General features: G+C 69.4%; 25 protein-coding genes and 1 tRNA gene. 12 read left to right on the forward strand and 14 right to left on the reverse strand.

Annotated features, from left to right (window positions below; all coding sequences use genetic code 11):
- Positions 1-145 precede the first annotated feature (145 nt).
- Positions 146-889, reverse strand: coding sequence for a DNA polymerase sliding clamp (locus HZS55_RS04050; RefSeq protein ID WP_179910464.1), 744 nt, complete (start codon positions 887-889; stop codon positions 146-148).
- Between the two features lie 159 nt (positions 890-1,048).
- On the opposite strand from HZS55_RS04050, the gene HZS55_RS04055 reads away from it, so the two are divergent.
- The gene (locus HZS55_RS04055; RefSeq protein ID WP_179910465.1) at positions 1,049-1,705 is read left to right on the forward strand and encodes a hypothetical protein; all 657 of its coding nucleotides are present in this window, start codon (positions 1,049-1,051) and stop codon (positions 1,703-1,705) included.
- A gap of 69 nt (positions 1,706-1,774) precedes the next feature.
- Complete coding sequence (locus HZS55_RS04060) at positions 1,775-2,509, forward strand: sporulation protein (RefSeq protein ID WP_179910466.1); 735 nt, start codon at positions 1,775-1,777, stop codon at positions 2,507-2,509.
- A 97-nt stretch (positions 2,510-2,606) separates the two neighbouring features.
- Here HZS55_RS04060 and HZS55_RS04065 read toward each other — a convergent pair whose 3' ends face one another.
- From HZS55_RS04065 to HZS55_RS04075, 3 genes are all read right to left on the reverse strand, one after another.
- Positions 2,607-3,521, reverse strand: a complete 915-nt coding sequence (locus HZS55_RS04065) for an NmrA/HSCARG family protein (protein WP_179910467.1) — start codon at positions 3,519-3,521, stop codon at positions 2,607-2,609.
- Between the two features lie 169 nt (positions 3,522-3,690).
- Positions 3,691-4,203 (reverse strand): DNA-binding protein, encoded by a 513-nt coding sequence (locus tag HZS55_RS04070; protein WP_179910468.1) that lies wholly within the window; start codon positions 4,201-4,203, stop codon positions 3,691-3,693.
- Positions 4,196-4,876, reverse strand: coding sequence for a nucleotidyltransferase domain-containing protein (locus HZS55_RS04075; protein ID WP_179910469.1), 681 nt, complete (start codon positions 4,874-4,876; stop codon positions 4,196-4,198). Before HZS55_RS04075 ends, HZS55_RS04070 begins: the two co-directional genes overlap by 8 nt.
- 171 nt (positions 4,877-5,047) lie before the next feature.
- Between HZS55_RS04075 and HZS55_RS04080 the strand changes: the two genes are divergently transcribed.
- Positions 5,048-5,833: a 23S rRNA (uridine(2552)-2'-O)-methyltransferase gene (locus tag HZS55_RS04080; RefSeq protein ID WP_179910470.1), complete on the forward strand. Its 786-nt coding sequence runs from the start codon at positions 5,048-5,050 to the stop codon at positions 5,831-5,833.
- Between the two features lie 12 nt (positions 5,834-5,845).
- Here HZS55_RS04080 and rio1 read toward each other — a convergent pair whose 3' ends face one another.
- The 6 genes from rio1 to HZS55_RS04110 all read right to left on the reverse strand — a co-directional run bounded on the left by rio1 (position 5,846) and on the right by HZS55_RS04110 (position 9,319).
- Complete coding sequence (gene rio1, locus HZS55_RS04085) at positions 5,846-6,718, reverse strand: serine/threonine-protein kinase Rio1 (RefSeq protein WP_246308354.1); 873 nt, start codon at positions 6,716-6,718, stop codon at positions 5,846-5,848.
- 72 nt (positions 6,719-6,790) lie between these two features.
- Entirely contained in the window at positions 6,791-7,078 is a 288-nt protein-coding gene (gene eif1A, locus HZS55_RS04090; protein ID WP_179910471.1) for a translation initiation factor eIF-1A, read from the reverse strand.
- 109 nt (positions 7,079-7,187) lie between these two features.
- Positions 7,188-8,108, reverse strand: coding sequence for a metal-dependent hydrolase (locus HZS55_RS04095; RefSeq protein ID WP_179910472.1), 921 nt, complete (start codon positions 8,106-8,108; stop codon positions 7,188-7,190).
- Between the two features lie 88 nt (positions 8,109-8,196).
- A complete protein-coding gene (locus HZS55_RS04100) occupies positions 8,197-8,523 on the reverse strand; it encodes a DUF5783 family protein (RefSeq protein WP_179910473.1) in 327 nt (108 codons plus the stop codon).
- A gap of 86 nt (positions 8,524-8,609) precedes the next feature.
- Positions 8,610-8,891, reverse strand: a complete 282-nt coding sequence (locus HZS55_RS04105) for a hypothetical protein (protein ID WP_179910474.1) — start codon at positions 8,889-8,891, stop codon at positions 8,610-8,612.
- A 206-nt stretch (positions 8,892-9,097) separates the two neighbouring features.
- Entirely contained in the window at positions 9,098-9,319 is a 222-nt protein-coding gene (locus HZS55_RS04110; protein ID WP_179910475.1) for a hypothetical protein, read from the reverse strand.
- Between the two features lie 136 nt (positions 9,320-9,455).
- Between HZS55_RS04110 and HZS55_RS04115 the strand changes: the two genes are divergently transcribed.
- Complete coding sequence (locus HZS55_RS04115) at positions 9,456-10,316, forward strand: DUF7551 domain-containing protein (protein WP_179910476.1); 861 nt, start codon at positions 9,456-9,458, stop codon at positions 10,314-10,316.
- 175 nt (positions 10,317-10,491) lie between these two features.
- On the opposite strand, the gene HZS55_RS04120 is transcribed toward HZS55_RS04115, so the two are convergent.
- Positions 10,492-11,919 carry a single-stranded-DNA-specific exonuclease RecJ gene (locus HZS55_RS04120; protein ID WP_179910477.1) on the reverse strand — a complete coding sequence of 476 codons (1,428 nt, stop codon included), beginning with the start codon at positions 11,917-11,919 and terminating at the stop codon, positions 10,492-10,494.
- 207 nt (positions 11,920-12,126) lie between these two features.
- Here HZS55_RS04120 and HZS55_RS04125 point away from each other — a divergent pair, with 207 nt between their 5' ends.
- Both HZS55_RS04125 and HZS55_RS04130 read left to right on the forward strand, forming a co-directional pair.
- On the forward strand, positions 12,127-12,474 hold the full coding sequence (locus HZS55_RS04125) for a hypothetical protein (protein WP_179910478.1): 348 nt from the start codon (positions 12,127-12,129) through the stop codon (positions 12,472-12,474).
- Positions 12,475-12,630: 156 nt separating this feature from the next.
- Positions 12,631-13,182, forward strand: coding sequence for a mechanosensitive ion channel domain-containing protein (locus HZS55_RS04130; RefSeq protein WP_179910479.1), 552 nt, complete (start codon positions 12,631-12,633; stop codon positions 13,180-13,182).
- Here the strand turns inward: HZS55_RS04130 and HZS55_RS04135 are convergent, their stop codons facing one another.
- The gene (locus tag HZS55_RS04135; protein ID WP_179910480.1) at positions 13,183-13,566 is read right to left on the reverse strand and encodes a hypothetical protein; all 384 of its coding nucleotides are present in this window, start codon (positions 13,564-13,566) and stop codon (positions 13,183-13,185) included.
- Positions 13,567-13,729: 163 nt separating this feature from the next.
- On the opposite strand from HZS55_RS04135, the gene HZS55_RS04140 reads away from it, so the two are divergent.
- The 4 genes from HZS55_RS04140 (at position 13,730) to HZS55_RS04155 (ending at position 17,778) form a co-directional block, all read left to right on the forward strand.
- A complete protein-coding gene (locus tag HZS55_RS04140; RefSeq protein WP_246308355.1) occupies positions 13,730-14,719 on the forward strand; it encodes a formylglycine-generating enzyme family protein in 990 nt (329 codons plus the stop codon).
- 102 nt (positions 14,720-14,821) lie between these two features.
- Positions 14,822-16,354, forward strand: coding sequence for an alpha/beta hydrolase (locus HZS55_RS04145; protein WP_179910481.1), 1,533 nt, complete (start codon positions 14,822-14,824; stop codon positions 16,352-16,354).
- Between the two features lie 125 nt (positions 16,355-16,479).
- Positions 16,480-17,457: a winged helix-turn-helix domain-containing protein gene (locus HZS55_RS04150; protein ID WP_246308356.1), complete on the forward strand. Its 978-nt coding sequence runs from the start codon at positions 16,480-16,482 to the stop codon at positions 17,455-17,457.
- Between the two features lie 63 nt (positions 17,458-17,520).
- A complete protein-coding gene (locus HZS55_RS04155) occupies positions 17,521-17,778 on the forward strand; it encodes a hypothetical protein (RefSeq protein WP_179910482.1) in 258 nt (85 codons plus the stop codon).
- 144 nt (positions 17,779-17,922) lie between these two features.
- Here HZS55_RS04155 and HZS55_RS04160 read toward each other — a convergent pair whose 3' ends face one another.
- Entirely contained in the window at positions 17,923-18,702 is a 780-nt protein-coding gene (locus HZS55_RS04160) for an SDR family NAD(P)-dependent oxidoreductase (protein WP_179910483.1), read from the reverse strand.
- 65 nt (positions 18,703-18,767) lie between these two features.
- Entirely contained in the window at positions 18,768-20,048 is a 1,281-nt protein-coding gene (thrC, locus tag HZS55_RS04165) for a threonine synthase (protein WP_179910484.1), read from the reverse strand.
- Between the two features lie 117 nt (positions 20,049-20,165).
- On the opposite strand from thrC, the gene HZS55_RS04170 reads away from it, so the two are divergent.
- Both HZS55_RS04170 and HZS55_RS04175 read left to right on the forward strand, forming a co-directional pair.
- Positions 20,166-20,240, forward strand: a tRNA-Arg gene (locus HZS55_RS04170).
- Positions 20,241-20,494: 254 nt separating this feature from the next.
- Positions 20,495-21,463 carry a hypothetical protein gene (locus HZS55_RS04175; RefSeq protein ID WP_179910485.1) on the forward strand — a complete coding sequence of 323 codons (969 nt, stop codon included), beginning with the start codon at positions 20,495-20,497 and terminating at the stop codon, positions 21,461-21,463.
- The last annotated feature ends 131 nt before the right edge of the window (positions 21,464-21,594 follow it).

Consider the following 21,594-nt stretch of genomic DNA (forward strand, 5'->3'; position numbering starts at 1 on the left):
TTGATCCGGGCTACGAGCGGGTCGGTTGCGGACTCCGTGCGAGGGGACGCCGCCGATCCGACGGGCGGCGGGAGACGAGCGACCGCCGCCGGAGCGGTCGCTGGCGGGGCGAAGAGACGCAGAACTGCGGAGCGCGGACGGTGGCTTACTCGCTCTGGATGCGCGGCGCGAGCATGAACGTGACCTGGCCCTCACCCTCGGCGATGTCGAAGTGCATCTTGACGGGGAACTCCTCGCCGAGCTCCATCCGCACCTCGGCGTCTTTCGGGATGGCCTTGTTCATGTCCTTCAGGTAGTCCAGCGAGAACAGCGAGTGGGCCGTGCCGGCGGTCAGGTCGATGAGGTCGTCGCGGGTGAGTTCGAGGTGGACGTCGTCGGTGTCGCCCTCCGCGTCGACGTAGAAGTACTCGTCGGCCTCGTTCACGCCGAGCGCGATGTGGTCGCTCACCATGTCCGCGGCGGTGACGGCGCGGTCGATGTCCCGGCCTTCGATGACGATCTCGGCGGCGAGATCGAGGTCTGGCAGGTCGGGCTCCTGGCGGATGGAGTCGGGGTCGATCAGCGCCAGCGTGTACTCCAGGCCGTCGATGGCGATGTGCAGTTTCCGGGTCTCCTCGTCGAGTTCGAGGTGGACCAGCTGGTCGGCGTCGGCCATGCCGGCGATGTCCTCCAGCCGCGAGAGGTTGACGCCGATGACGCCGCCGTCGGTCTCGTAGGACTCGAAGGCCGAGGCCGACAGTTCGAGGTCCACCATACCGACGTTGGCGGGGTCGACCGCCCGGATCTCCAGGCCCTCCTCTTCGAGGTGGATCTTGCACTCGTCCACCAGCACGCTCACGGAGTCCAGTGTCGTCCGGAGCGTGTCCGCGCTCACGATGGCGTTGAACATCTTGCCCGCGGCTACGCCCCCATCCGTTAAAAAGTCCCTTCTTTGCCCGCGAGCCCGCGCGTGGCCGCGTGGTGCGGTTTCGGCGGGTCGGAGCCGGCCGCCGCGGGAGCCTGCGAATGCGCGCACGTCGATTAGACGACTCAGCGACGAACCCCGACCATGGAGCGAGACCCGAACCGCGCCGACGAGTCGGGGGCCGGCACGCCCGGCGAGGTGGCGGTCACGCGTCGGTCCGTCCTCGCGAAGGGCGCCGCGACACTAGGGGCCGGGGCCGTGGCCGCCGGCGGTTTCGTCGGCGCCAGCGGCGTCGCGACGGCCCAGATCACCGAGGCCGGAGCGATCCCGCGGCCGTCGAAATGGGGCGACGACACCAACTTCGCCGGGTTCATGGTCCACGTCGGGGGATCGCTCTCCCCCGAGCGGGAACGAGTCGCCGCGGACTGCGAGCTGGTCGGCAGCGACACGTGGCCGCCCGACGAGATGCTCGCCTACGACGCACAGCTCATCAACCGGAAAGACGACAGCACCGAGCAGGCCGAGACGACGCTGTACATCGGCGAGACGGCGGACGTGACCGCCGGCAAGCTCTACATCGTCAACCGATTCGACCGCTGTGACGGCGACTTCCTCGGCGTCAGTCTCGAACAGATCGGTCTCTCGGAGGTGAACGTGGACGGCGAGGGACCGAACGCCGCGACGACGGAGCCCGGCGACGGCGGGTCCGGCGCCTTCGGTCCCGGGTTCGGCCCGCTCGCGACGGCGGTCGGCCTCCTCGGCGGCGGGGCGCTCCTCCGCCGTCGCGACGACGGGAACTGACGGTTCCCCGCAGTCCGCACTCGACCGCACGTATCTTTATGTGCCATCCCGGCAGAAATGTCGGATAGTATGAAGAAGATCCTCGCGTCAGTCGGCATCGGGAACGCGACTGTCGACACGGTCCTTCAGGACGAAACCGTGCGACCGGGCGACGCCGTCGACGCCGTCGTGCAGGTCGAGGGCGGCGACGCCGAACAGACCGTCGACCGGATCGAACTGGAAGTCGAGACCCGCTATCGCGGCGAAGAGGGCTACGAGGAGGCGACCGTCGACCGCCTCCACCTCACCGACGGGTTCACCGTCGAGCCCGACGAGTCGACGAGCTACGAGGCGACCCTCGATATCCCCTACGCGACGCCGCTGACGATGGGCGACGCCGACGTGTGGGTCGACACCGACCTCGAGATCGGGATGGCCGTCGACCCCGAGGACGAGGACCGCCTGGAGGTCCGGCCCACCGAGCGCATGGAGACGGTCTTCGACGCCGCCGACGATTTGGGGCTGTCCTTCCGGACCGCCGACTGCGAGGCCGACCCCTACGCCCGCTACACCGACCGCCGGTTCGTCCAGGAGTTCGAGTTCCGGCCGTCGGGCGGCCCGTTCCGCGGGGACCTGGACGAACTCGAACTCGTCTTCGACCCCTCGCCGGAGGCGCTGACCGTCTACGCCGAGGTCGACCGCCGCGCCGGGTTGCTCAGCGAACTCGCCGACGCCGACGAGCGCAAGACGAGCTTCGCCCTCCCCGAGACCGACCCCGACGCCGCCCGCTCGCAGCTCGAACGGACGATCGACCGGCTGGTGTAGCACTCGGAGCGGACGGGGGACCGATAGGGGAGTCGAGACTCGGACTGACGCACGGCCGACGGAACCGGGGATGCCCAGATTCGACGCTTCGAGGGCTCTACTGCATCGCCTTGACCCAGCCGGGGACCGAGGCCATGCCGTCCTTGCTCTCCCAGCCGTTGTCCCGGAGGTACGTCTCCAGGTCGTCGAACGCGAAGCCGAACTGCTCCTCGAGCGCCGGCACGTCCGCGCTGTAGCCGACCTCGTTGAACCACTCGCACATCACCGTGAACTCCTCGCCGAAGCTGTCGTAGGCGTCCTCGATGGGGACGTGGACGGCCTCGACGTCGACGCCGGTGACCTCCGAGAGGACCGCGGCGGTCTCCTCGAGGCTCTTCTCGTCGCCGGCCAGGTCGACCGCTTCGCCGACGAACTCGTCGGGGTTCGCCAGGGCGACGGCGGCGGCGTGGCCCACGTCGTCGTTGCTGACCATCTGCAGGCCGACGCCCTCGGCCAGCGGGAGCGCGAGCTGGCCGTCGTCGACGATGTCCTCGGCGAACGCCTCGAGGTTCTCGAAGAAGAAGACGGGCTTGAGGGTCGTCCAGTCGAGATCCGTCTCGCGAATGTGCTCGTCGATCTCGCCGGCGGAGTCGAAGTGCGGGACGCCCGTGTCCTCGTCGTGGCTACCGACGCCGGAGAAGACGAAGTGGTCGACGCCCTCCTCGTCGGCGACGGTCGCGAGGCGCTTGCCCTGTTCGACCTGCTGGTCGTAGCCGACGGTCCAGAAGTTCGTCACCGCGAACACCGCGTCGGCGTCGCCGACGGGGCCGCGCAGCGACTCGGGGTCGTCCAGGTCGCCCTCGACCATCGTCACGCCACGGTCGTCGAGCGCCTGCGCCGCGTCGCCGTCGGCATCACGAGTGAGCCCCCGCACGTCGAACGCCGTCTCGCTCGCCAGCAGGTGGTTCACGACCGCGCCGCCCTGATTTCCTGTCGATCCGACTACCAGTACGCTCGTGGGTTCGTCGCTCATTGTTCGTCGGATCAGGGTAGGGTCCCGACCCGTATATGTTTCAGGCTACGTACACGATACCGGCTGACATCGGTGTTACCGGGGTCGGCGTGGATCGCCACATGAGCGGCAAAACGAGTACTACGACGACTCATAACGGCCTGTTCGGCTACTGACTCAGCGGTCGTGGTCAGCGCCGGCACTGACATTCGTAGGAGCGGTTCGCGAAGCGTTTCACGTAGTCGTGGACGACTACCGCGAGATCGAACATCGCCTCGGCCTGCTGTGCGGCCGCGACCGTGTCCCGGTAGTACGCCGCTGCCCGGTTATCGCGGTACAGTTGTTTCAGCCGTCGAGCGGTTGCCTCGGTGATCAGATTCAGACTGGCGGCCCGGTCGTAGGCGCGATCGTGTCCTTCGCGGAAATCGTCGACGGTATCGTTCGACGCCGTTAGCGCGTAGAACTCCAGCGTCCGCTCGATGGCGGCGAAGGACATCTCGATGACGCTCGTGTGGTAGCCGTCGTGGTCGCGGAGCAGCCGACACGCGTCCAGCAGCCGGCACGCCTTCCGTAGCTGGATCACGTCGGCGTCATGGTCGCTGGGGTCGAGCCCTTTCTCGTAATCCGGCCGGCCCAGCTGGCCGCCAAATGCGTCCTCGGCGTGGGCGACGGCCTCAGCGAGTTCGTCGGGCTCGTCAGGCACCGCTCAACACCTCGTGTTTGAGATCCCGGAGCGTGTCGCTCTCGACGAGCGTGATCGCGTCGGCGAACACGTCTTCGAGGCGGTCGCCGTGACCGCGGGCCGATTCGGCCGTCTCGACGAGGATCTGGAACTCGTAGCGGTCGCCGTTGAACCGCTCGGTGCCCAGTTCCTTCGCGAGTTCGTTGGCGCGGTGCTGGTCGGCGCGGCCGTCGGCCAGCACCCAGAGGTCGATGTCGCTCTGGCGGTCGGCCCGGCCGCGGGCGACGCTACCGAACACGAGGACGCCTTTTACCGCGCCAAGCTCGTCGCGGATGCGGGCGAGCGCCGCGCGGACGGGCGGGTGGAACTCGGGTTGTGGGATGCTCAGGACGGGGTCGTCGGGCTTCGTCACGCGGCGGCGGTTGATGCCGACCAGCCGGCGGTTGCCTTCGCTCTCGACGACGACCAGTCCGTTGGGTTCGAGGACGTCGACAGCCCGTTTTACCGACTGGGCGGCGTTGTCGGTGAGCCGCCCGAGTTCGCGGATCGTGAACTGCTCGTCGGGGTTGTCGAGCAATAGCCGGAGGAGCTCGTCGGTGGCCGAGTGGCGGAACAGGTCGGGATCCGGTGCCGGTACCGGGAGCCCGACCGTGGCCCGTTCCGTCCCACCCGCCGCACTCTTTTGTCTCGTCATACGTTATGTGTCCCGCCTCACGAGACAATAGTCTTGGGCTGGCGTGGTCCGATACGGACGGCAAGCGCTATCCGACGGTCCTTTCCCCTTCGACGGCGTCTCTCCCCCTATGAACGAACATTCGCCCGCGGTTTCCACGCGATACACCACGGAGAACCCGGTGACGTACCCATGAGCGGCAAAGACGAGTACTACAACAAGGCCAAACAGCAGGGGTATCGCGCCCGCTCGGCGTACAAGCTCCAGCAACTGGACGAGACGGCCGGCCTCTTCGGGCCGGGCAACACCGTCGTCGACCTCGGCGCGGCGCCCGGCGGCTGGCTGCAGGTCGCCGCCGAGCGCGTCGACGACTACGGCACCATCGTCGGCGTCGACCGCCAGCGCATCGACCCGCTCGAAGAGCACGACACCGTCGAACTCGTCCGCGGCGACCTCACCGAGGAGTCGACCATCGACGAGGTCGTCGAGCGCGTCGGCGCCGACACCGGCGAGCGCCCCGTCGACGTGGTCATCTCCGACATGGCGCCGAACATGACCGGCGACTACGACCTCGACCACGCCCGCTCGGTCCACCTCGCCCGGCAGGCGTTCGAGGTCGCCGACCGCGTCCTCGACTCCGGCGGCGACCTCGCCGTCAAGGTGTTCGACGGGAAGGACCTGGACGACCTCCAGGCCGACATCGAGGAGCAGTTCGAGTACGTCCGCCAGGTCCGCCCGGACGCCTCCCGGGACTCCTCCTCGGAACTGTACCTGGTCGCCAAGGGCTACCTGACGGCGCCGGTCCGCGAGGGCGACACGGTCGAGGTCGAGATAATCGACATCGGGAGCGACGGCGACGGCGTCGCGAAGGTCGACGGCTACACGCTGTTCGTCTCGGGCGTCGAGGAAGGAGAGACGCTCGAAGTCCGGGTCGACGACGTGAAACCCAACTTCGGCTTCGCCCAGCCGGCCGAGTAGGGCCGTTCCCGGTCAGAACTCCTCGGCCACGGCTTCGTCCTCGTCCTGGTCGAGGATGTACGCCTTCAGCTCGTCGGCGGTCACGTCGTGGCCCTGGCGGCCGAAGAAGGCGGTGACGTTCTCGCAGTCCCGGTCTAAGAACTCCTCGGCGTTGGGGTGATGAACCGTCACCGCCTGGCCCAGATCGATGACGTATATCTCGTCGCCGTGGACGATCAGGTTGTACTCCGAGAGGTCGCCGTGGACGAGCCCGGCGTCGTGTAGCCGGCGCATGTACTCGCGGACGACCTCGTAGGCGGTCTCGGGGTTCTCGAGGTTCACCTCCGAGAGGCGCTTGCCGCGGCCCTCCTCGGTGCCGAGGTACTCCATGACGAGGACGTTGCGCTCGACGGCGATGGGGTCGGGGACGAGCACGCCCGCTTTCCGGGCGCGCATGAGGTTGGCGTACTCCTTGCGGACCCACGCGAGGACGACCTTCTTCTTGTCCGACCCGATCCCACGGAAGCGCGGGTCGCCGTCGAGGTAGCCGCGCATGTCGGTGAAATCGGAGGCGTTGATGCGGTAGACCTTGACGGCGACCTCGGTGTCTTCGTCGCCCAGCGCGGTGTAGACGTTGGCCTCCTTGCCCGTCGAGATGGGGCCGCCGAAGGCGACGATGTGGTCGTCCTGGACGAGCTTGTAGAGGGCGGCGTAGGTGGCGTCGTCGAACACCGAGTCCTCGACTTTGAACTGCTCGGTGTTCTTGATGCGCTTGCGGAACTCGCTGAACTCCCGGTCGCGCTGGCGAGCGATCGTGTCGGCCTCGGTGTCCTCGACGTCGATCTCCTCGAACTCGTCGCCGGGCGCGTCGGCCTCGTCAGTGTCGAGCAGGCGGTACTCCGGCATGGTCAGCGGCGCCACCCGGCGCGCGGGGAGAAAATAGGTGGTGCGCGCCGGGCGGTGATGAACTCGTTCATGCTACTCCTGGATGTGCCCCTCCTCGCGCAGCTGGTCGGCCTGCTGTTTCTCGTAGCGCCACGTGATGTCGCCCTTCTCGTCCTGCCAGTCCCACGGTTCGACGAGCACCACGTCGTCCTCGCGGATCCAGATGCGCTTTTGCATCTTCCCGGGGATGCGCGCGGTGCGGTTGGTCCCGTCCATGCAGCGTACCTCCACCCGGTTCGCCCCGAGCATCTCCGTGACGACGGCGAACACCTCGTCGTCCTCGGGCATCCGCAGGTCCGTTCGGCCCTCGTTGTCGCTCATACCCGACCGTTGACTCGGGAGACGTTTTAACTTTTGCAGAATCGGGATCGGTCGGCGCGGTCGGCTTCGGCGGCTCGCCGCCGATAGCGCCCCGATCCGGCGCTCGCGGTCACCCGACGACCAGATAGACGGCCGCGTAGGCGACGGCGGCGAGGCTGACGGCCGCGAGCGCGGTCACGCCCGCCCGCCAGGTCCGCACTCGCTCCAGCGACGGCGGCGCGACGCCGACGGACCCGACCGCGAGCACGCTGAACACGAAGTGATACGACACCTCCAGCGTGGGCGCGGGGAGCGCGAGCGCGGCGCCCGCGTAGGCGACCCCCAGCACCGCCCGGCGGTCGACGTGCGCCGCGGGTCGCTCGCCGGAGATGCGGAAGTACGCGGCCAGCGCCAGCCAGACGGTCGCGAGTTCGACGCCGAACGCGCCGAGCAGGTGCAGCGTCGGGTCCGTCGAGAGGACGACCCGCTCGGCGACCAGCGTCAGGTCGAACGGATAGAGCAAGGCGGGCGGTTCGCCGGTGAGCAGGTCGCCGAAGGGGTGGGTGAACAGGCCGACGAACGCCGCGCCCGCGAGGGTTCGCGGCGATGCACCCCGCCGGATCGCGAGCGCGACGAGCGCGCCCACGCAGAGAACGAACACGGCCGTCACCGCGCCGGCCAGCCCGCCGCTGACTGCTGCCACGGACGGAACGAGCGCCGCGAGTATCGCCGCGCCGACCGCTCGCGAGCGCACTTCGGTCCGCGCGGCCAGCCAGACCGCGCTCGTGACAACCGCGGCGACGGGCAGGGCGTGGGTGACGCCGCGGTGAACGCGGTTGCCGGCGTCCCAGAACGACTCGACGGGGACGAGCCCCGCCCCCGTACCGGACCCGATCAGTCCAGCCAGGCCGTACACGACGTCGACGTCCGGAAGCGTGGCGAACAGCGCGGCGAGGGCCGCCACGCCGAGCGCGCGCTCTCGGGACCACCCGAGGCGGTCGGCGCCGAGGGCGGCGACGGCGAACGCGAGACAGGCGTGGCCGACGAACATCACGCCAGCTTCGAAGCGCGGAGAAATAAGTGTCTCGCGAGACGCGGTCGCACACCTCCGAGAGCGTCGCGCCCCCGTCGAACGGGAGCTACGCGTCGCCGAACCCGAACACCGAACGGATCTCGGTCTCGATCTCGTCGACGTACCGGTCCAGGATCGTCTCGACCTTCTCGTCGTCGGCGACGACGACGCCGGAGAGCCGCTCGTGGGGGTCCTCGGGGAGCTCGATCCGGAACCGCCCGTCGCCCTCGTAGAACGGTTCGCTCTCGGCGAGGACCCGCTGGTCGATGGCGTGGATCAGCTCCGAGTCGTAGCGGTCGTTCATCGTCTCGAAGGCGCTCTTGTACGCGCGCTGGAGCTCGGTGAAGTAGTTGGCGTACTTGTCCTCGAAGCGCTCGGGGTCGAACTCGGCCATTGGTCGATGCCACGGCGACCGCCGACAAAAGTCGTCCGCCTCGGCTGTCTCGCGGGGCCGGCCGGGTTCACCCGTCCGGGCGCCGGTCACTCCTCGTCGCCGATCCCGAAGTCGACGTCTTCGACCGGAATCCTCGTGCGATTCTCCGGGAACGCGAGCAGGAACAGGCCGCACCCGACGATGCCCGCGAAGACGATCCCCCCGGCGACCGTCGCGACGACCGTCGTCGGGACCGGTCCGCCGTTCGCCGCTGCGACCGCTACCACGACGCCCAGCAACACCAGCGTCACCATCACCCCGAAGACGAACCCCGCCCCGAACAGGAGCTTCCCGTCGTCGGTCAGCGGTCGCGTCGGTTTCGTAGCCATACGTGTCTCACGATACCGCTTCTCGTATAAATATCTGCCACCCGTCGCCGCCCGTCGTCGGCCTCCCTTCGATGGCCGTCGTCCGCGAAAGTCGCCGTTCGATATATCGAAATGTGCTTTATCGACGGATCGGCGCGTCGCCGTCGCTCGACGATATTCGGGAGAGTGCGACGCTCTCGTGGCCGAAATCGAACGCGATCGCGGGGTCACTGCGTGGTCGGCAGGTACAGCACGGCGTAGGCCATGAACAGGATGCCGCCGACACCGAGGACGACCAGATAGGCGATCGGTCCGACGGACGCGACCGCGCTCACCGCTCGGCCGACGACCGCGACCGGGTTCGAGGCGGTGACCGACGATCCGAAGACGAGCGCCAAGGCTACGACGACGAGCGCCAGGTCGAACGCGTCGCGCTCCGAGACCGCCATCGCCCGAACGCTCGACGCCCGCCCCCATAGACCTCACGGCCCGGCGGCCCGTTCGCCCGCGCCTCGCTCCCGACCCCGTCCGTGCTACCGGAAACCACCCCCTGTTATGTACCGTCGGATTTTAGGTAGGCCTAAAATGATCGGACGAACGCTCACGGACATCAGGGCGGAGCTGGAGGGGCTCGCCGAGCCCTCGGGAGAGTACTACGTGCAGTGCGGGCGGACGGGCGAGCGACCAGTCCCCGTCGACGGTCGACGGTTTCCGGACCGCGAGACGGCGGTTCAGGCGGTGCGGGTGGCTCACGCCTATCGGGCGACGCTCCGTCGGTACGACCCGCGGGCGCCGTGGTACGACTTCGTGGTCTGCGAGGCGGACGCGAGCCGGAGAGGCGAGCGGACGTGGGCGTTCCCGCCGACCGCGGCGAGCGAGCCCCCGTCTCAGCGCGCGCTGGTCGCGTACTGTCACGACCTGGCCGGCGCGGTGTTCGAGGCGCTGTCGGCCAGCGACCACGACGGCGTCGAGCGCGCGGTGATGGACGAGTACCTCGCGGCCGCCGAACGGACCCCCGACCGCGACCGGCTCTGTCTCCAGTTGCTCGCGACGATGGCGACGGAGCTGCAGTCCCGGCTCCCCGAGCCGGCCCGCGCGGACGCCCTCCAGCGCGCCAGCGCGCACCTCCCCGCCGTCGAGGGGAGCGCCCGGCCCGTCCGCGCGGCGCTCGCACACCTGCGGTCGGTCGGACTGATCGACGGCTTCACCCTCGCCGACGGCCACTGGGACCGCCCGCGTGCGGTGACCGTCCGCGGCTACGAACTCCGGTCCCGGGAAGGGCGTCTCCCGACGCTCCCGCTCTCGGCCGAAACGGTTCGACGCACCGCCGGCCGCCCCCGCGTCGCCACGGCCGCGACGCCCGTCGACGAGGGGTGGCGCATCCGCCTCTCCCCGGCCGGCCCGACCGCCGGCTCGCTCGACACCGCGACGCCGGTCGACGGTTGAGCGCCGACAGCGCCGATTTTTCGCCCGTTCGTGGCTTCACGCCCGCCCCTTCGCCTTCGCTGGCCGTCGGCCGCCCCTCGTCGATAAACTGCATTCGGCTATATCGAACCGGCGCGTCGGCGCCGAACCCGTCGCTCCGGTCGGGGTCGGATCGACGGCGAAAACGGACTCCCGGTCAGCCGGTCTGGTCGGCGACGATGTCGTCGGCGGCGTCGACGAACGCTCGCTCTTCCCCGGCAGGGACCGTCGCGCCCGCCGCGATGTCGTGACCGCCGCCGTCTCCCCCGACCGACCGTGCGGCCTCGCCCATCACGACCGAGAGGTCCAGTCCCTCGCGGACGAGAGTCCCCGTGCCCCGCGAGGACACCTTCGTCTCCGCCTCGTTCTTCCGGGCGAGCGCGACGATGGGTTTGCTCGCCGAGACGCCGTCGGTCCCCAGCGCCATCCCGGCGACGATCCCGACGATCGTCTCGCGGATCGCCTCGCCGGCGTCGAACCACTGGAGGTGGTCCTCGTGGGTGACGCCCTCCCGGCGGACGTACTCCAGCCCCTCCGAGAGGTTCCGCCGGTGGTTCGAGAGGAGCGTCTGCGCGCGGTCCAGGGCTCCGTCGCGATCGCCGAGACAGACGCCCAGGCCCACGTCCGCCCGCTCGTATCGCGCGGTCGCGTTCAGCAGCGTCGAGAACTCGCTGGCGTCGCGCAGTTCCGTCCCGCGGGGCTCGTCGACCAGTTCGTAGGTCGTCCCGACGAGCGTGTTGATCTTCTTGGCCGGGACGCCGCGCTGGACGGCGTGTTTCACCAGCGCGCTCGCGACCGTCTGGCGCTCGTCGTCGGTCAGGTCGACCCACGTCCGCCACTCGCCCGCCTCCTTGAGATCCACGTCCAGCCCCTCCAGGAAGCGGACCGACCCGGCCTCGTCGCCGGAGACGCCGGGGATCTGCACCTCCGTCGCGTACTCGAACAGCTTCGGCAGCGGTCGGGTCTGCTTGCCGTACAGCGACAGGTCCGTCCCCTCCGCGAGGACGCCCGCCGCGACGCCCTCATCGACGATCCCCCGGTTGGCGCCGACGAGTTCGCCGCCGACCGCCTGCATGTCGCCGACGGCGCCGACGACCGCCAGCGCCGCCAGGTCGCGGTTGTCCGCGGACTGGCCGCCCCGGGCTTCGAGCGCCCGCGCGAGGACGTACGCCGCGCCGGCGCCCGACAACTCGGAGGCGCCGTTGATACCCTCCAGCAGCGGATTGAGATGATACTCCGTCTCGGCGTCGGCGGGCTGGTGGTGGTCGGCGATCACCGGCTGGAAGTCGCCCGCCCGCTCGTGGGCCGCGATGGCGTCGAGCTGCCCGCTCCCGAAGTCGGTGAACAGCACGGTGTCGTACTCCCGGGCGGCGATCGTCGCGATCTCCGTCTCGTCGAGCTGTTTCTTGAAGACGGTCTCGAAGGGCAGGTCGGCCCGCTCCAGCGCCGTCGACGCCACGGCCGCGCTCGTCAGTCCGTCGGCGTCGATGTGCGACGCCAGCAGCACTTCGTCGGCGTCCAGCAGTCTGTCGGCACAGGCGGTCGCTCGCCCCGCCAGGTCGGGAACCGGCCCGGTCGTACTCATCGACCGGTTCTTATCGCGGCTTCGGGTTTAAGCGTCCGGGTGTGCGGCCGTCGTCGGCCGCCCGTCCGTCGCGCGTCCGACGCCCGTTCGACGCGTGCCCGACGCGCGCACGACGCCCGCGGAATCGGCTCGACGCCGCGGTAGCCGCGCGCTACCGCTCGCTCGCACCGAACCTGTTTAGTTCGGGTGTACCCAACGGGAGGTATCGTGAACGCGGTCGACCGCTGGGAGGCCGCGCTCGCCGAGGCGGGGGAACTGGCCCCCGAGGCCGTCGACCTGATCCTCGACACACACGGCGAGCGCGGCGCCCGCGCCATCGACGCGGTCTCCGAGCGGCGCGTCAAGGAGTACCGCGACTTCACCGTCGTCGTCGGCCACGACGACGAGTACGTCATCGAAGACGACTCCTGTGACTGCAAGGACGCCGAGTACAACCTCGACGACGACGACCCCGAGGAGCTGTGCTGGCACGCCATCGCCGTCCGCATCGCCCGCGCCGTCGACGCGCTCGACCACCACGACATGTGGTACTCCGAGGTCCGCGAGTTCCTGTAGGCCTCTCCGGGGAGAGGGGACGACCCGTGACCGCCGCCGCTACCGCCCAGCCGCGACCACCGCACTGCAACTGCCTCCGCTCCGCGACCGCCACCCCCTCCGTTTCCGGTCGAACCGTCCCCGCAACTCTTGGATCCGCCGTCCTTTGGGGGCGCTATGCAGACGCCAGTCGAGTTCGTCGTCGACCTCGCGACCGAGACGGTGAACGAACTCGGGGCCGCGCTCACCGAGGCGGTCCCGCGGCTCGTCATGGCGATCGTCTTCGTCTCGCTCGCGTACGTCGCGATCAGGGTCGTTCTGTCGGTCGCCCGGCGGTTCTTCGGCGGTATCTACCCAACCGAGCAGGACCTGATCGCCCAGCTGTGGGTGACCATCGTCGGCGTCTTCCTGTGGTTCGGCGCCGCGCTCGTCCTCCTGAACATCCTCGGGCTGGGCGCCATCGCGGCGAGTCTCGGCACCGCGACCGGCTTCCTCGCGCTTGGGGTCTCCTACGCCCTGTCGAGCATGATCGAGGACGCCGTCGCCGGCATCTACCTGCTCCGGGACCCCGACTTCAACCCCGGCGACCGCGTGACGACCCAGTCGATGACCGGGACGGTACGGGCGATCGAACTCCGCAAGAGCCGCTTCGAACTCGACGACGGCGACACGGTTATCCTCGCGAATCGAGAGGTGGAGAAACGCTGGACGAAGGAGGGCCCGGAGTAGCTACGGGTCGAGCCGGTAGCGGACGGTCGGCTGGCCTTCGAAGGTCGGCCCGGATCCGGTCCGCTCGAAGCCGGCGTCCTCGGCGGTGTCTCGGGTGGCGCTCTCGGCCTCCGGGACGAGCAGCTCGACGGCCATCCCCTCCGACTCGGCGAAGCGGATCGGTTCCTCCAGCAGGCGGTCGCGCACGTCGTCCGTGCCTTCGAGCTGTGTGACGTGGACCGTCTCCTCGCGCGCGTCGTAGCTGACGAACCCCTCGATCGTCTCGTCGTCGGTCGCGACGCGGACGGTCCGGTCGTGGACGAGGTTGCGCATCACGTCCTGGGGCGACCCCGTGAGTTCCGCCAGCCGCTCCGCGTCCGCCTCGACTGCGTCCCGGATTTCCATGTCCGCCACCACGCCCCCTGCGCCATTAAATCCACGCCTGGATGTGAGAATAGACAGCAACGACAGGGGCACTCGAACCGCGATCGCGAACAGCGTGAGAGCCCCGACCGACTCCCGTTCGCCGCACCCAAACCGTTTCCTCCGCGCCGCTCGAAGCGCGGGCGTGAGCGAGGACCGCGCGTGCTGTAGTCCCGGTCGCGGAGCGGACGACTCCCGAGCCGCGACCACCGACCCAGCGACCGACGGGTGGCGCACCGACCCCGCCACCGACGACGACCCGCGGACCGACCGGATGGTCCGCGTCGGCGCGGGGACGTTTCGGATGGGTACCGATTCGGACGTGGGCTTCCCCGAGGAGGGCGAGGGGCCGGTCCGCGAGGTCACCACCGACGCCTACTACGTCGACCGCTACGCCGTCACGAACGCCGAGTTCCTGGAGTTCGTCCGCGAGACGGGCCACACCACCGACGCCGAGCGGTTCGGCTGGTCGTTCGTCTTCGAGGAGTTCGTTGCCGAGGCCGACCGCGAGCACGTCCGCGACCGCGTCCCCGGCGCCGAGTGGTGGGTCGCCGTCGCCGGCGCCGACTGGTTCCACCCGCGCGGCCCGAGTTCGAGCGTCGTCGCCGACGACCTGCTCGACCACCCGGTCACGCACGTCTCCCACCGCGACGCGGCGGCCTACGCCGACTGGGCGGGCAAGCGCCTCCCGACGGAGGCCGAGTGGGAGCGGGCCGCCCGCGGCGGCCGCGAGGGGACCCGGTTCCCGTGGGGCGACGACCTCGAACCCGACGGCGAGCACCGCTGTAACGTCTGGCAGGGCGAGTTTCCCGAGCGCAACACGGGCGCCGACGGCTACCGGGCGACCGCGCCGGTCGACGCCTTCGAGCCCAACGGCTTCGGCCTCCGGAACGTCTGCGGCAACGTCTGGGAGTGGTGTCGCGACCGGTTCGGCGCCGACTACCACACCACCGACGCCTACGACCCCGAGAACCCGACGGGGCCGGCGGACGGCGACGAGCGGGTGATGCGCGGCGGCTCCCATCTCTGTCACGAGTCGTGGTGCAACCGCTATCGCCTGGCCGCCCGGTCGAGCAACGACCCCGACGGCTCGACCGGGAACATCGGCTTTCGGTGCGTGGTCGACGCCGCCTGAGACGGGCGCGCCCGGCGGTCGCGGCCCCGAACGTTCGGATCGCGGACAGAAATCCCGTTCGCCACACGCTGAAGTCCCCGCGTCGTGTCAGATCGACCGACGATGCAGTCCGACCCTGATACCGTCTCGGACGCGTCGCGCAGACGACTCCTCCGCACGGTCGCCGGCCTCGCTGGCGCCGTCGCCCTCGCCGGCTGCAACGGGGGCGGCGACGGCACCGGCAGCTCGCCGGCGCCGGGCGAGAGCGCCACTTCGGCCCCGAGTTCGACCCCGTCGCCGACCCCTGCGGCGGCGACCGCGCCGCCGACGGCGACGCCCACGGCGACCCCGACCGCCACCGCGTCGCCGACCGCGACGGCCGCGTCGACACCGGCCGGTCGGTCGACCGCCCGCGAGTTCGTCGCCCGTCTCCGGGCCGGCGAGTTCGACGCCGCCCACGCCATGGGCACCGACGAACTCGCGTCGAACCTCCCGCGGTCGGCCCTGGAACGGCTCTGGCTCGGTCTGCTGGCCCAGCACGGTGCCGTCGAGTCCGCGGGGGCCGTCGAGACGACGACCCGCGGCGGCTCGACGGCGTTCGTCGTCCCCGTCGACTGCGCCGAGGGGTCGGCGCGGGTCGAAGTCGGCGTCGACGCCGAGGGCCGCGTCGGCGGTCTGTGGTTCCCCGCCGAGTACGGCTCGCCCGACTACGTCGACACCTCGGCGTTCACCGAGCGGACGCTGACGCTCGAACCCCAGGGCTGTTCGCTCCCGGCGACGCTGACCGTCCCCGCCGGCGCGAGCGGCGGGTCGGGCGCGGCGACCGCCACCGCGACCGACGCCGGCGTCGTCCCCGGCGTCGTCCTCGTCCACGGCAGCGGTCCGCACGACCGCGACGAAACCGTCGGTCCGAACAAACCCTTCCGCGATATCGCCCGGGGGCTCGCCACGCGCGGCGTCGCGGTCCTGCGCTACGCCAAGCGCACCTACGCCTGCGACGTGCCCCGCGCCGAGTGGGCCATCGACGACATCGTCGTCGACGACGCCGTCCACGCGCTGGGCGTCCTCCGCGACCAGCCCGAGGTCGACCTCGAGCGGTCGGTCGTCGCGGGCCACAGCGTCGGCGCGGCCTGCGCCCCGCGGATCGCCGAGCGCGACGGACGGGTCGCCGGCGCGGCCGTCCTCGCTGGGAACGCCCGCCCGTTCACCGAGGTCTACCCCCCACAGGTGAGACGAATCTTCGAGGTGCAGGGCGGGCTCTCCGCCCGCGAGGAACAGCAGCTCGCTGCGGTGACGCAGCTGATGACCGCCGTCGAGAACGGCTCGGTCGCCGACGGTCGCCCCATCGGCCCGCTGCCGGGGATCTGGTGGAAGACGTTCTACGAGTACGACCAGGTCGCGACCGCCGATCGGATCGACGCCGACCTCCTGTTCGCTCACGGCGGCCGCGACTTCCAGATCCCGGCCGATCCGGCGATGTCGGGCTGGCGCGAGGGCATCGACGACGCCGACGCGGCCCGCTTCGAGCGCTATCCCGACCTGTCGCACCTCTTCCAGCCCGGCGCCGAGCCGTCGTTACAGACGGAGTACCGCTTCGCCGACAACGTCGCCCGGGACCTCGTCGTAGACCTCGCCGACTGGGCGACCGGGCTGTAGCGGTCGCCGGCCGACCCGGCCGTCGATTCCACGGGGGGCCCACCGCCGCGGTCAGCCGATGGATTTGTGCCCGTCGACGCGGAACGATGGCGTATGTACCGGGTCGCGACCGGGAGGGTGGGACCGTGACGACGCCGCACAGCGGCGATACCGAGGAGCCGGGCGAAGCCGCAGCCACAGACGGATCCGCCGGCGACGACGCCTCCGACGGGACCGGCGATTCGAGCGAGCCGGCCGCGGTCGCCGAGCGGCGTATCGACCCCTCGGAGGCGTTCGCGGCGCTGTCGGACCCGCTACGGGTGGACATCCTCCGGGAGCTCGCGACCGCCCACCGCGAGCCGGGGGTCGAGACGGTCGGGTTCGCGGATCTGCGCAAGCGCGTCGGGGTGCGCGACTCCGGGCGCTTTCGCTACCACCTCAACGAACTCCGGGACAACTTCGTCCGGAAGGCCGACGGCGGCTACCGGCTGACCGTCACGGGCGTCGAGACGGTCGCCGCGATCCTCGCCGGGACCTACACCCACGGCGGGTCGCTGGGCCCCGAGCCGATCGACAGCGAGTGCTCGGCCTGTGACGCCGACGCGGTCGCGGTCTACCGCGACGGCCGCTGCGCCGTCACCTGCGAGAACGACCACCTGCTGTTCGGCTGGACGCTCCCGCCCGCCGCGGCCGCCGACGCGACGCTCCCGGAGGTGGTCTCCCTGACCGAGCTGTACGCCCGCCAGGCCATCGAGCGCGCCCTCGCCGGCGTCTGCCCGAAGTGCTCGGCGCCCGTCGACCCGCGGATCGCCGTCGAGGGCGACGACGCCGAGCCGATCGACCCCCCGGGCCTGCGGGTCCGCTGTGAGACCTGCGGCGGGCGCCTCGTCGGCCCCGTCGGCTTCTGCCTCCTGGTCGACCCCGCCGTCGCGGCGTTCTACCGGCGCCACGACCGCCCGCTCGACGCCTGCCACGTCTGGGAGCCCGCCTTCGTCGCCGACGACGGGACGGTCGACGTGGTCGAGCGCGACCCGCTTCGCGTCGCCGTCGAAGTCACGCTGGACGGCGACCGCCTCGCCGTCACCGTCGACGAGTCGGGCCGCGTGTCCGTCCGCGAGGGATGACAGAGCGCGAACAGAAGATCCGTTCGCCGAGCGCCCAAGTGGGCGCCGGCCGGAGCGATCGATATGGCAACGAACGCTGTCGACTCCGATTCGGAGGGGATCGCGAGCCTGTACGCCGAGGCGAAGTCGATGGCGGCCTCGCCGCTCCTGTACGTCGGCGCCGTCACGGTCGTCGTCGGGACCGAGATCGCCGAGTGGCTCCCGCTCGGCGACTTCTACTCGACGCTGGCGCTGTTCCCGATCGCCCTCGTGTTGCTGTACGGCCAGCTGACGCTGCTGGCGTACCTGCGCCGGCTCGGCCTCGACGGCGACGGCTGTTGAGAGTGGCCGCTCCGTCCGGATAGTGGGTCGAGCGAAGCGAGACCCGCTCGGTGTCCGTGGTCCTCACTCCGTTCGGACCACGCTCCTCCTCACGGCTCGCTGCGCTCGCCGTTCGGGTCCGAGGGCTTCCTACGGTCGCCCTCGCTACTCTTCGAACGTCGCGGCCCCGAACCCGTCGTCGACGGCGACGATCTCCCCGGTCGTGTAGCTCGCCGCGTCGCTCGCCAGGTAGACCGCGGCCCCCGCGATCTCCGCCGGTCGGCCCAGCCGCTCCTGGGTCGTCCGCTCCCTGATCGTCTCGAAGCGCGGCTCGCCCTCCGTGTAGGTGCCCTGGGTCTGCTCGCTCTCGACGAACCCCGGCCGGACGGCGTTGACCCTGATCTCCGGGCCGAGTTCCTCGGCGGCGACCCGGACGAGCGTGTCCAGCCCGCCCTTGGCGACGGAGTACGCCGCGAGGTTCGGGATCGCAGAGCGGGCCGACTCCGAGGCGACGTGGAGGATCGACCCCTCGTCCATCGCCTCGGCGAACAGTTGCGTCGCGCGGTAGGCGCCCTTCAGTTGCACGTCGAACACGTCGTCCCACTGCTCGTCGGTGACCTCGTCGATCGGCTCGCGAGCGATGTAGCTGGGGGCGTAGACGAGCACGTCGATACTACCGAACGCCTCGCCGACGGCGTCCCGGAGCGCGACCACGTCCTCGCGGTCGGTGGCGTCGCAGGTGACTTCCATCGTCTCCGCACCGCGTTCGCGGATCTCCTCGGCAGTGTTCGCGACGCGCTCGGCCGAACGCGAGGTCGCGACCACGTCCGCCCCCTCCGCGGCGAACGCGAGCGCGATCGCCCGCCCGATCCCGCTCGTCGCCCCGATCAGGACCGCCGTCTTGCCCTCGACCGTGACCGGCGTGTGCGTGTCGTCCAGTGACATCTGGATCCGTCGTCGCGCCCGCGGGCCTTGGTCGTTCGTCTCCGGGGACGCCGACCGACGGCGGGTTACTCGCCGAGGTGGTCGAGGACGGCCTCGGTGTCGTTGGGCACGGGCTCGGGGTCGCCGCCGGCCTCGTAGGCGGCGTCGGGGTCCTTGAGCAGGTGGCCCGTCGTCAGGCAGACCACGTCCTCGTCCGCCCCGATCTCGCCGGACTCGCGGAGCTTGCGGAGACCGGCGAGGGAGGCGGCGGAGGCGGGTTCGACGCCGACGCCCTCCTGAGCGAGCGAGCGCTGGGCGTCGGTGATCGCCTCGTCGGAGACGGCGACGGCGGTGCCGCCCGTCTCGCGGATGCCCGGCAGCGCCTTCGGGGCGTTGACGGGGTTGCCGATGCGGATGGCGGTCGCGCGCGTCTCGACGTCCTCCCAGCGGCGCACCTCGTCGTTGCCCTCCTCGACGGCCTCGACCATCGGCGCGGACCCCTCGGCCTGCACGCCGGTGAGTTTCGGCACGTCGCCCTCGTCGATGGCGCCCGCTTTCCGGAGTTCGCGGAAGCACTTGTACAGCGCCGCGGTGTTGCCGGCGTTACCGACCGGGAGGACGATCCGGTCGGGATAGGTCCCCTCGTCGGCGTGGAACCGCTCCATGATCTCCAGGCCGATGGTCTTCTGGCCCTCCAGACGGAAGGGGTTCAGCGAGTTGAGCAGGTACGCCTCGCCGCGGGCGGCCAGATCCTGCACGATGTCGAGACAGGAGTCGAAGTTGCCGTCGACTTCGAGGATGCGGGCGCCGTGGAGGCTCGCCTGGGCGACCTTCCCGGCGGCGACCTTCCCGGCGGGCAGGAGCACGAGCGTCTCCATGCCGCCGCGGGCGCCGTACGCGGCCAGCGCGGCGCTGGTGTTGCCGGTCGACGCGCAGGCCAGCCGATCGACGCCGACCTCCTTCGCCACGCGGACGCCGACGGTCATCCCGCGGTCCTTGAAGCTCCCCGTCGGGTTCATCCCCTCGTGTTTGATCCGCAGGTTGTTCACGCCGACCTCCTCCTCGATGCGCGGGACGTAGTGCAGCGGCGTCCCACCCTCGGGCAGGGAGACGCCCTCCTCGAAGGGGAGGCCCGCCGAGTAGCGCCAGACGCCGTAGGGGCCGCTCTCGGGCGAGCCGCCGGCGCCGAAGTCGTCCCACGTCGGGAGGTCGGCGTAGCGAACCTCCAGCAGGCCGTCGCAGTCGTCGCAGGTGTAACGGATCTCGGCGAAGGGAGCGAACGTCTCGCCGCACTCGATGCAGGTGAGCCAGACGCCGTCGTCGGCGACGGCGGGCTCGGGCTCGTCGAGGTCCAGATGCGCGCTCATTGGAAGGGTCTGGTCGCCCGGCGACCAAAAGAGGGCCGGTTGTTCGGTGACCTGCGAATCCCGTCGGCGGTAGAACCCGCGCCGCTTTTTAGGCGCGGCCGTCCAACTCGAAACACGGGGCGCGTAGCTCAGCCCGGATAGAGCGTCGGACTTCTAATCCGACGGTCGTGGGTTCGAATCCCACCGCGCCCGTGCAGGGAGGAGCGTAGCGACGACCGAACCGGCGCGCAGGGGATTCGAACCCTGGAAGTCGCAGCGCCCGAGCGGAGCGAGGGCGACCGTCTTCCTCCGGTTCGAATCCCACCGCGCCCGTACCACTTTTTGCGGCGGAGAGTTCCTCGCGCGCCGAGGGCACGCTGCGGGAATCCTCCGCCGCAAAAACTTGGGGAAAACACCGTCAGAGCAAGCTCTGACGAGGTCTCGTTTGCTCCGCTCCCTCGCGTCCGGTGAACCGCCTCGCTTCGCTCGGTGGATGCTGGAATCTTTCGGATTCTCCTGTGGCGACGTGCGGCTGGCGACCGGAGCATGATGAATCGGTCACTGGGCGACCTCGATGCTGCCCCGACTACATCAAGGCGCTCAAATTCATCGAGAAGGGGTATCCGCACCTGCACGTTCTCTTCTTCAACGTTCCCAAGCGGGAGAGTGACGGAATGCCGTGGCTCTGCGACAAGCCGGAGCTGGCGAAGAAGTGGTCTGACTACGGTCAGGGCGAGATCGTCGACGCGTATCCCTTGGTCTATCGGGACGACCTCGACGACCTCGCTCCCGAGTTCCAGGACGACGAGGGATTCGTCGACTGGTACCGGTTCGGGGAGCATGATCATAATGAGGAATGGATTCGAGAACGAACTCGTGCTCATGATCTAACTGAGTTCGATGACGAGACAGAAGAGATGGAATCTACGGCTGGTGCCTATCTCGGGAAATACCTCAGTGCTACATTTGGGTCGCTCTTAGACACCGCTGAATCATTTGAAGAACCCAACGAAGAGAACCGTAGTTCCTTTGCTGATAAGGCGGCAACTTGGAAGCTCGCTCTTTACTGGGTCACGAATCGTCGATTTTGGTATTGTTCTCAATCTAGTTCATATAGCATTAGCATTGAGGAACATCTTCATGATCCCGCTGTTCGCGAATCAATCCGAAATTTGTCTATCGATTCAATACGACGTGCTTGTAGTCCAGTAATAACTGAATCCCTCGCACGCCGTACGTGGAGACATATTGATGCACTAGAAGCGGGAGGAGAACGCGCAATTATTACACTGCAACAAGACCTTCTCCAGTTTATATTGCCCGAAGAGATTCGGTTCCGATGTGTCATCAACTATCTTGGCGCGTTTGCTTCCTGGGATCTGCCTGCTGAGGAGACAAAGAGATGGCCAAAGCCCAAAGCAGTTGGAAAACACTAAATTCAGACATATGTATCTACAGCCAGGTTGAGAAAAGTTGAGGATATGTGAGTGACCGGAGAAACAGGCACTTCGACCAAGTATAGACGAAAGAGGCTATCTAGCGGTAAGAAATCAATATTTGATCCGAT

This window comes from Halosimplex rubrum (assembly GCF_013415885.1).
In the GTDB taxonomy this organism is placed as follows: domain Archaea; phylum Halobacteriota; class Halobacteria; order Halobacteriales; family Haloarculaceae; genus Halosimplex; species Halosimplex rubrum.

Excerpts from the sequence above, each read along its gene's own strand:
- HZS55_RS04075 (WP_179910469.1), bottom strand. The coding sequence starts at position 4,876 with ATGACGAGACAAAAGAGTGCGGCGGGTGGGACGGAACGGGCCACGGTC.
- HZS55_RS04110 (WP_179910475.1), bottom strand. The coding sequence starts at position 9,319 with ATGGCGGTCTCGGAGCGCGACGCGTTCGACCTGGCGCTCGTCGTCGTA.
- HZS55_RS04115 (WP_179910476.1), top strand. The coding sequence starts at position 9,456 with ATGATCGGACGAACGCTCACGGACATCAGGGCGGAGCTGGAGGGGCTC.
- HZS55_RS04130 (WP_179910479.1), top strand. The coding sequence starts at position 12,631 with ATGCAGACGCCAGTCGAGTTCGTCGTCGACCTCGCGACCGAGACGGTG.
- HZS55_RS04055 (WP_179910465.1), top strand. The coding sequence starts at position 1,049 with ATGGAGCGAGACCCGAACCGCGCCGACGAGTCGGGGGCCGGCACGCCC.
- HZS55_RS04050 (WP_179910464.1), bottom strand. The coding sequence starts at position 889 with ATGTTCAACGCCATCGTGAGCGCGGACACGCTCCGGACGACACTGGAC.
- HZS55_RS04120 (WP_179910477.1), bottom strand. The coding sequence starts at position 11,919 with ATGAGTACGACCGGGCCGGTTCCCGACCTGGCGGGGCGAGCGACCGCC.
- HZS55_RS04060 (WP_179910466.1), top strand. The coding sequence starts at position 1,775 with ATGAAGAAGATCCTCGCGTCAGTCGGCATCGGGAACGCGACTGTCGAC.
- HZS55_RS04080 (WP_179910470.1), top strand. The coding sequence starts at position 5,048 with ATGAGCGGCAAAGACGAGTACTACAACAAGGCCAAACAGCAGGGGTAT.
- HZS55_RS04100 (WP_179910473.1), bottom strand. The coding sequence starts at position 8,523 with ATGGCCGAGTTCGACCCCGAGCGCTTCGAGGACAAGTACGCCAACTAC.
- HZS55_RS04135 (WP_179910480.1), bottom strand. The coding sequence starts at position 13,566 with ATGGAAATCCGGGACGCAGTCGAGGCGGACGCGGAGCGGCTGGCGGAA.
- HZS55_RS04155 (WP_179910482.1), top strand. The coding sequence starts at position 17,521 with ATGGCAACGAACGCTGTCGACTCCGATTCGGAGGGGATCGCGAGCCTG.
- thrC (WP_179910484.1), bottom strand. The coding sequence starts at position 20,048 with ATGAGCGCGCATCTGGACCTCGACGAGCCCGAGCCCGCCGTCGCCGAC.
- HZS55_RS04095 (WP_179910472.1), bottom strand. The coding sequence starts at position 8,108 with ATGTTCGTCGGCCACGCCTGTCTCGCGTTCGCCGTCGCCGCCCTCGGC.
- HZS55_RS04105 (WP_179910474.1), bottom strand. The coding sequence starts at position 8,891 with ATGGCTACGAAACCGACGCGACCGCTGACCGACGACGGGAAGCTCCTG.
- HZS55_RS04065 (WP_179910467.1), bottom strand. The coding sequence starts at position 3,521 with ATGAGCGACGAACCCACGAGCGTACTGGTAGTCGGATCGACAGGAAAT.
- HZS55_RS04160 (WP_179910483.1), bottom strand. The coding sequence starts at position 18,702 with ATGTCACTGGACGACACGCACACGCCGGTCACGGTCGAGGGCAAGACG.
- rio1 (WP_246308354.1), bottom strand. The coding sequence starts at position 6,718 with ATGCCGGAGTACCGCCTGCTCGACACTGACGAGGCCGACGCGCCCGGC.
- eif1A (WP_179910471.1), bottom strand. The coding sequence starts at position 7,078 with ATGAGCGACAACGAGGGCCGAACGGACCTGCGGATGCCCGAGGACGAC.
- HZS55_RS04145 (WP_179910481.1), top strand. The coding sequence starts at position 14,822 with ATGCAGTCCGACCCTGATACCGTCTCGGACGCGTCGCGCAGACGACTC.